Annotated in this window: 4 protein-coding genes and 2 pseudogenes; 2 read left to right on the top strand and 4 right to left on the bottom strand. The window is 56.0% G+C overall.

Annotated elements, in window-relative coordinates; all coding sequences use genetic code 11:
* Both NKH59_RS33045 and NKH59_RS33040 read left to right on the top strand, forming a co-directional pair.
* Nucleotides 1–204 (top strand): annotated as a pseudogene (locus NKH59_RS33045) (hypothetical protein); the annotation flags it as partial.
* A 251-nt stretch (nucleotides 205–455) separates the two neighbouring features.
* A pseudogene (locus NKH59_RS33040) lies at nucleotides 456–871 on the top strand (transposase); the annotation flags it as partial.
* A gap of 229 nt (nucleotides 872–1100) precedes the next feature.
* Here the strand turns inward: NKH59_RS33040 and NKH59_RS33035 are convergent.
* The 4 genes from NKH59_RS33035 to NKH59_RS33020 form a co-directional block, all read right to left on the bottom strand.
* Complete coding sequence (locus tag NKH59_RS33035) at nucleotides 1101–2186, bottom strand: ABC transporter ATP-binding protein (protein WP_353024406.1); 1086 nt, start codon at nucleotides 2184–2186, stop codon at nucleotides 1101–1103.
* Nucleotides 2187–2190: 4 nt separating this feature from the next.
* Complete coding sequence (locus tag NKH59_RS33030; RefSeq protein ID WP_353024404.1) at nucleotides 2191–3018, bottom strand: ABC transporter permease; 828 nt, start codon at nucleotides 3016–3018, stop codon at nucleotides 2191–2193.
* 4 nt (nucleotides 3019–3022) lie between these two features.
* Entirely contained in the window at nucleotides 3023–3871 is an 849-nt protein-coding gene (locus tag NKH59_RS33025; RefSeq protein ID WP_353024402.1) for an ABC transporter permease, read from the bottom strand.
* Between the two features lie 41 nt (nucleotides 3872–3912).
* A partial coding sequence (locus NKH59_RS33020) for an ABC transporter substrate-binding protein (RefSeq protein ID WP_353024400.1) occupies nucleotides 3913–5233 on the bottom strand: 1321 nt, incomplete at its 5' end.

The following is a 5233-nucleotide window of genomic DNA, read 5'->3' as shown; positions in this document are numbered from 1 at the left end:
GAGAAGCGGCGCCATGTGGAGCTCGCACTCGAGCAGGCACGTTATGAAGCCGCCCATGCACGCCGCCAGTATGACGCCGTCGACCAGCTCAGTCCCGCCGCTGCCGCTCGCTTTATCCTGGATGGTGCTGCGTGCCACGCCAAGCGTCAGCGCAATGTCACGGGTGCTCGTCCCGTGTCCGGCAAGCCGGAGCATCTGTCGTAATTGTCTCATGGTCAGCCTTCTCTTTGCCGGCATTGCCCGCCCCTTCTTCAAAAGGACCGTCATGCCAAAGTTGCTGACCCAGGTGGTTGTCTTCAGACCTTCAAATTGGCCGGATATTGATCGGAATGCGTGGCCGGCTTCATTCCGGAATGGTGGCCGGCTTCAAATCGGAATACCCGACCGGTTAACTTCGGAATCCGCAGATAAATGCGGTCACCTGAGACCTCACTTTGATCGCCGCGTCGCAGTCGCAGTTGATGGCTTTTCTCGGCCTGGTTCCGGGGGGCGGTTCGACCGGCGACACGGTCCGCGGGTCGAGCCTTACACTCGCCGGCAATCGACGCGCTCGCCGCGCCTTGGTCGAAGCGGCCTGGACTTACCGCCATCCCGCCAGGGTCAGCGAGGCCCTGCCCTGAGGCTCCGGCTCGAGGGGTTACCCAAAGCTGTCCGCGACATCGCCTGGAAGGTGCAGGTCCGGCTCTGCGCTCGCTATCGTCGCCCCAACGCCGCCGGCAAGAAGCCACCGGTGGTCGTGGCCGCGATCGCGCGCGAGATGGCCGCCTTCCTGTGGCCATTGGGCAGGAGGTTGAACCGTCATAGACGCGTCTCGACCCAGCCCGCTGCACAGGGCGGGGGGTCGGGCACGGTGGGGAACTCCCGTCGCTAGACGTTATGTGGCCGAGCCAATCCCCCCCGACACCCGCCCTCTAGCCCGAGGAAAGCCCCGAGACGAAGAGACGGAAGGCGGTATCCAAGCCGCGGATGAGAGTCTGACCAACCGTCGTCTCTGAGCTCCACTCCCGGCCTGTGCAGTTCCAGCCAATCCGGCTGCTCTGCACACTTGCACCAAGCAGTTGTTCCCTCTCGCCTTCACCCTTGACAGGGAACATGAGAGATTAGAACACGAGGACGTCCGACGCTGAAAAAAGGGCGTGCACGGGTTGTCCGGGCACAAGTGCCGGAGACCTTCCAACATTCTTACGAATAGCCAACAGTCGTTTTTTCCCCGCGAGCTCGACAACGACGTGCACGTCGGCGCCGAGCAGTGCCACGTCGAGCACGACACCAGGCAGAGCGTTATATTCGTTATCCTCGGCTACTTTGCCGACAGCGTCATCTATGAGTTCGATGTTTTCTGGTCTGACGCACAGATCTGCGTTGCCGTCCGGGTCGGACTGCGCGGACTTCGTGCGGATCTCAAGTCCGTCGCCCGTGAAATAGGAACAGACGCCCCGCTCGGATCGCCCACGTCGTGACCCATGTAGCCAGTTGGATCTCCCCACAAACTCCGCGACGAATTTGTCTGCAGGCACCTCGTAGATTTGCCTGGGCGTTCCACGCTGAACAATCTTACCTTCACGCATTACGACGACTTCGTCGCCTAGGCTCAATGCTTCCTCCTGATCGTGCGTGACAACGATGGTGGTAGCGCCCACTGATCTGAGTATCTCTTTCAGCTCGATGCGCAGTTCCAGCCTAAGCTTCGCGTCAAGCGCGGACAAAGGTTCGTCAAGAAGAACGATCTGGGGATCAGTTGCGAGCGCCCGCGCTAACGCAACCCGCTGCTGCTGTCCACCGCTCAGCTGACTGGGGTATCTGGCCTCCATGCCGGTCAGTTGAACAAGCGAAAGCATCTGCTTGACGCGAGTCGGTATTTCCGACGAGGGCACTCCGCGATATTTCATCCCGTAGGCAATATTCTGGGCAACGGTCATGTGAGGGAAGAGCGCATAATCTTGGAATAGCAAGCCAACGTTGCGTTCATAGGGCCTCAAATGGCCAACATTCTCACCCGCAATCTTTACAAAACCGCCATCAGGCGAGACAAAGCCTGCAATGATGCGCAGCGTGGTCGTCTTGCCGCAGCCGCTTGGCCCCAGAAGAGAAAGAATTTTCCCTTTCTCTATATCCAGTGATACTTTATTAACTGCGACAAATTCTCCATACTTTTTGGTTACTTCTTTCAGCTCCAGAACATTCATTCGATTAAACCCTATAGACACCTTGACCGATTGCTCGATCGAGACCGAGCACACGGTCCAGCACGATTAATAAAACAACGGTTAACGCCATCAGGGCGACGGCCGCCGCAGCGATTGTGAGATCGAAACTCGACCTCATTAGACCGATGAGCGCGACGGGAAGGGTGTATGTTTCGAAGTCACTCAGGAAGAGGCTGATCGCCACGTCGTCCATGGAGAACGCAAAGGCGAAAATCGCACCAGCGGCAATGCCATTCTTGGCGAGTGGCAAGGTGACGGTGAAGAATGCCTGACGCTTGTTGGCGCCGAGACTCAACGCGGCCTCGCGCAACGTTTCGCTTATACCAGTAAGCCCGATCAGGGTCATTCTGATCGTGTACGGGATCGTGATTATAAGATGCCCAGCAAGCAACTTCGGAAAGGGCGGCAGGGGCGTCAATACCGAAAAGAACATGAGCAGCGCGAACCCGATGATCACGCCCGGCATCACGAGGGGCGACAGGAATGTTGTGGTGACCAGATCGCGCCACCTTGGAGTCATCCGGATGGTCGCCAACGCAGCCAACGCTCCTATGACGGTCGCAAGGGCCGTCGTCGCGATCGCCAGCAGCAGGCTTGTGTAAAACCCAGACCACAAATAGGTATTATCAATCAGCCGGCCGAACCATTTCGTAGACAGATTTAGGGGGGGGAATGGACCAAGGTAGTCGCGCGCGTCGAATGCCATGAGCACGGTTACAATTACAGGGAACAGCAGGAACACTGCCGTTATTGCGACGATAGCGGTTAAACACAAGGCAAGAACGGAATCGGCAGTTCGCTTGCTGAGCATTGTTTCACGTCCTATCAAGAAAAGTCGCTAGTCTGGACATGATGAAGATCAGGAGCACGGAAAGCACCATCATGACGATAGAAATTGCTGCCCCGCTTGGGTAGTTCGCAATCTCGCTGAAGCGGCTATAGATAAGATTCGAAATGAATAGCACGCGCCCTCGCCCTAGGACCAACGGGATCACGAACGCGCTTACGCCAAGTGTCATCGAAACCAGAAATGCAGAAACCAATCCGCGGATACACAACGGGACCGTTATAGTGAGATGAGACTTGACTGCGGAGGCACCAAGGGACTGAGCCGCTTCGGTCAAGCGCGGGTTGAGGTTCTGTATCGCCCCCATCAGGATCAGGATGGACATGGGGATGGCATAGTGGAGCAATCCGGCGACGATGACAAAATAAAGATAGCTCCGACCGTTTGAGTTTACGCCGAGGGCAGAGATTCCTGAACTGATTATCCCGGCGGAGCCGAATGATAACTGAATTGAATAAACCCGCACCAAGGCACTCAAGAACATCAGGCCGATAAGTGCAGAAATCCACGTCTTTCGCACCCACGGGGAAGCATTCCTAGCAATGTAATAGGCAATCGGAAAGGCAAAGACGATTGCGATGACGGACGCCCAGAACGCCAGGAGATAGGTCTGTGCAAAGTACCGCGCATAGACCTGAAGAAAAAGCTCCGTATAGTTTTGGACGGTGAGCGGAGCTCCTTCGAGTGACCCAATTCGACCGGGCACGAACGTACGGAAACTCTCACTAAGTACCGTCAACATCGGCAGCGCGAGGAAGAGGGCGAATACTGCCACTGCCGGAAGCAGCAGCAGTAATTGAACTCTCGTCTCCTTCATTCATTCTCTCCAGTCAACGCTTCGGGAAGCGCATTTGGCGATTAAAGCAGAGGAATGACTTCCTGTTCCCAGCGTTTTATCCACGCATCGCCCTGTTCGGAGAGATAGGACCAGTCCGGAATGTATGCGTACCGCTCCATTTCCTCATTGTTAAACGCCAAGGGTTTGATTTCGTCCGTCATCTTCGCCTTGACATTAACCGGTATGCCTGCGACCGCCCGATTAAATTCGGAGTTGTTCTCCGGATTAATTGCGAAGTTTGCAAATTTGAACGCAGCGTCCGATTGCCCGCCTTTCAGTACACACCATCCTTCCTGATAGAGGAACGCCCGAAATCCTGTCTCTTGGTCCATTTTGGTCAGATAACGGATATCGAAGTTGCGTGCCAGATCGATGGCGCCGTTGCCGGCCGCAAAGCTTATGCAGGTTTCGCCGGAGCTGATCGTGGTTGTGACATCGGTGTCCGCGTTTGCAACGCGCCCTATATTTCCGCTGCGCGCTAGTTCCTTCACGAAATCCCACGCCGGCTCCATGTTTCTCTCGTCGCCGCCTTTGTGCAGCGCCAGTGATACCATTTGGAGATTGGAGTTCAGCGAGGGTGCCGGAAAACAAACCTTGCCCTTGAGCCGAGGATCCAGCAGATCGTCAATTTTAGCGATCTCGAATGGCGTAGCGTCTTTCCGATAGAACCAGAAGAGCGTCGATATTGTACGGGGGATGTTTATGACATTCCCTGAGCTATCCTTGACTAGTAGCTTTTGCGGAATGTCGGCGAGATTCGGAACCTTTTCCACCGTGACGGGTTCTGCCCAGCCTTCCCGGGCGATCACTTGCCACGACGGATCCCATCCCGTCAGAAGGTCTATGCCAGGGCTCGGCCAGTTGGCCTTAATCTTGGGTAGAATTACCATGGCGCCGCCAGCATGCAATTGCCAATTGATTTCGACATCCGATTGCTTCGCAGCGAGCTTTTTGATCTCCTCAATGTAGGCACCGCCCCATTCGACCGCGGTAATCGTTTCGGCCGCGCGGGCCCTACCGCCTGCGAATGAGACAGCAGTAGCGAAGGCCACAGCCGAACCTGCGCCTTCCAGAAATTTGCGACGTGATACTATGAACATCACCGTTCCCCATTCTTGTTTTGTAGCGCGAAGGAAGCGCCTGGAACCCGAATCTTTCAAGCATAAATTCGATATGTTGACCATCTGGGATGCAGATGACTGATCGGCTCGCAAACCGTCTTGGTGCCCAGTGTTGAAGGCAGCCGACCTCTCTAAATCCCGAAACTCTGCAATGGATCCCAAGAGGCCGAGAGGTCGTATGCCGCGAAGAGCAGCGGCAAGGACAAGCCGATACTTCACC

The sequence above is a fragment of the Mesorhizobium sp. M0998 genome, from assembly GCF_040318885.1.
Taxonomy (GTDB): Bacteria; Pseudomonadota; Alphaproteobacteria; order Rhizobiales; family Rhizobiaceae; genus Mesorhizobium.
The sequence above is the reverse complement of the archived record's forward strand: the minus strand, read 5'-3'. Positions and strand labels throughout refer to the sequence as shown.

What these genes read in the sequence shown, in the direction of transcription:
- NKH59_RS33035 (WP_353024406.1), bottom strand. Translation starts at nt 2,186, where the DNA reads ATGAATGTTCTGGAGCTGAAAGAAGTAACCAAAAAGTATGGAGAATTT.
- NKH59_RS33030 (WP_353024404.1), bottom strand. Translation starts at nt 3,018, where the DNA reads ATGCTCAGCAAGCGAACTGCCGATTCCGTTCTTGCCTTGTGTTTAACC.
- NKH59_RS33025 (WP_353024402.1), bottom strand. Translation starts at nt 3,871, where the DNA reads ATGAAGGAGACGAGAGTTCAATTACTGCTGCTGCTTCCGGCAGTGGCA.